Consider the following 2130-nt stretch of genomic DNA (forward strand, 5'->3'; position numbering starts at 1 on the left):
CGAGTACGACGAGCGCGACGCGCTCATCAACATCCGCTCCGGTGCCGGCGGTATCGACGCTGCAGACTGGGCCGAGATGCTCATGCGTATGTACATCCGCTGGGCGGAGAAGCACGACTACGGCGTCGAGGTCTACGACACGTCGTACGCCGAAGAAGCCGGACTCAAGAGCGCGACGTTCGCGATCAAAGGCCCGTACACGTACGGCACGTTGTCCGTCGAGATGGGCACTCACCGGCTCGTTCGCATCAGCCCCTTCGACAACCAGGGTCGTCGTCAGACGTCGTTCGCCGAGGTCGAGGTACTGCCGGTCGTCGAGACGACCGACCACATCGAGATCAACGAGAACGACATCCGCGTCGACGTCTACCGCTCGTCCGGTCCCGGCGGCCAGTCGGTCAACACGACGGACTCCGCCGTTCGACTCACGCACATCCCGACGGGAATCGTCGTCACCTGTCAGAACGAGAAGTCGCAGCTCCAGAACAAGGTGTCGGCGATGCGCGTCCTGCAGGCAAAGCTGCTCGCGGTCAAGCGTCAGGAAGAGCGCGCCGAGATGGATGCGCTCAAGGGCGACAGCGGCAGCTCGTGGGGCAACCAGATGCGCTCCTATGTTCTGCATCCGTACCAGATGGTCAAGGACCTGCGTACCGAGTACGAGGTCAACAACCCGTCGGCAGTGCTCGACGGCGACATCGACGGGTTCCTCGAGGCCGGCATCCGCTGGCGCATGAGCGAGAACCAGTCCGCATAGCGTTCGGATACCGAAAGGCACGATGACTTTACTTCGACCTGGGCAGAACCTGCTCGATTGGCTTCAAACCACCGGTTTGTCCGTCCTCATGACCGTGCTCGGGGCGATGATTCTCGCCCGGTTGGTCAGTTGGGGAGGCAACAAGGTCACCGACCAGATCGACTCCAACTATCAGTTGGGCGATGCGCTGGTTCGTTCCGAGGCCACCAAGCATCGTCACTCGGTCGCGCAGGTCATCACCTGGGTGGTCATCACGTTCATCTACGTGATCGCGACGCTGAAGGTTCTCGACCAACTGAACCTGCCGATCGGAAGTCTCGTCGCGCCGGCGACCGTTCTCGGTGCGGCGCTCGGTTTCGGTGCACAGCGCGTCGTGCAGGACATTCTTGCCGGTTTCTTCATCATCACCGAACGTCAGTACGGCTTCGGTGACACCGTGCGACTTGCGATCACCGGCTCCTCCGACGACGCCGAGGGTGTCATCGAGGACGTGACCCTGCGCGTGACGCGGATGCGAAACTCCGACGGCGAGGTCATCACCGTTCCCAACGGCCAGATCGTGAAAGCGACCAACCTGTCCAAGGATTGGGCACGCGCCGTCATCGACGTTCCGGTTCCGGCGACCGCCGATCTCACCCGGGTCAACGAGGTGCTTCGCCAGGTCGGAGTCGACGCGATGGCCGACCGCGGACTCAAGAAACTGCTGCTCGACGAGCCCACGGTCATGGGCGTCGAAAGCCTGGAGGTCGATCAGGTCAACGTGCGGATGGTCGCGCGCACACTCCCTGGCAAACAGTTCCAGGTCGGACGCGCTCTTCGCGTCCGCGTCGCCGCAGCACTGCGACGTCAGGGGATCACGGTGTCACCGGATCTGCACACCGTACGGACCGAGGAGGCGAGCGAATGACCGATCAGGAACCGCGCCGCGGACTCGACCGATTGTTTCACCTGGACTGGCTCCCGTCCCGGATTTTCGGCGGCCGGATGCGAACCTCTACCTTCATTCTCATCGTGGCGTGGATATTGACGTATCTGTTGCATACGTATCTCAATCCTGAGGACCCGACCGCAGTGACACCACCGCCCAGCGTGGACACGTCGCAGACCGAGCCTTACGTCGCGCCCTCGGTCAAACCGTCGACGACGACCCCCGTGCCGTCCTCGACCGAGCCGACGACTACGTCCGAGACCCAGTCTCCTGAATCGAGCACGGGCAGCTCAGGTTCTCCGACGCCGACTTCGGGTCCCGCGCCTGCGCCGGGCAACGCCGAACAGTCCGCGACCACGGTGCCGACCACTCCGGCGACGACGACCGTTCCCCAACCTGGCGCGGCGATGCAGGCACCGACGTCTGTGCCGCAGTCACCCGCGACCAC

Annotated in this window: 3 protein-coding genes; 2 read left to right on the plus strand and 1 reads right to left on the minus strand. The window is 63.5% G+C overall.

Annotated features, from left to right (window positions below):
• Positions 1-754, plus strand: a 754-nt coding sequence (prfB, locus tag A2J01_RS09950) for a peptide chain release factor 2 (RefSeq protein ID WP_064112622.1), incomplete at its 5' end; no start/stop codon positions are given.
• Between the two features lie 22 nt (positions 755-776).
• Positions 777-1661, plus strand: a complete 885-nt coding sequence (locus A2J01_RS09955) for a mechanosensitive ion channel family protein (protein WP_003942304.1) — start codon at positions 777-779, stop codon at positions 1659-1661.
• Positions 1662-1866: 205 nt separating this feature from the next.
• On the opposite strand, the gene A2J01_RS36335 is transcribed toward A2J01_RS09955, so the two are convergent.
• Positions 1867-2130 (minus strand): hypothetical protein (locus A2J01_RS36335; RefSeq protein ID WP_197494198.1); only part of this gene is annotated, 264 nt, incomplete at its 5' end.

This window comes from Rhodococcus sp. EPR-134 (assembly GCF_001647205.1).
Classification (GTDB): domain Bacteria; phylum Actinomycetota; class Actinomycetes; order Mycobacteriales; family Mycobacteriaceae; genus Rhodococcus_F; species Rhodococcus_F qingshengii.

Bases quoted from the DNA above. Each gene is read 5' to 3' on its own strand.
- A2J01_RS09955 (WP_003942304.1), top strand. From the start codon at position 777: ATGACTTTACTTCGACCTGGGCAGAACCTGCTCGATTGGCTTCAAACC.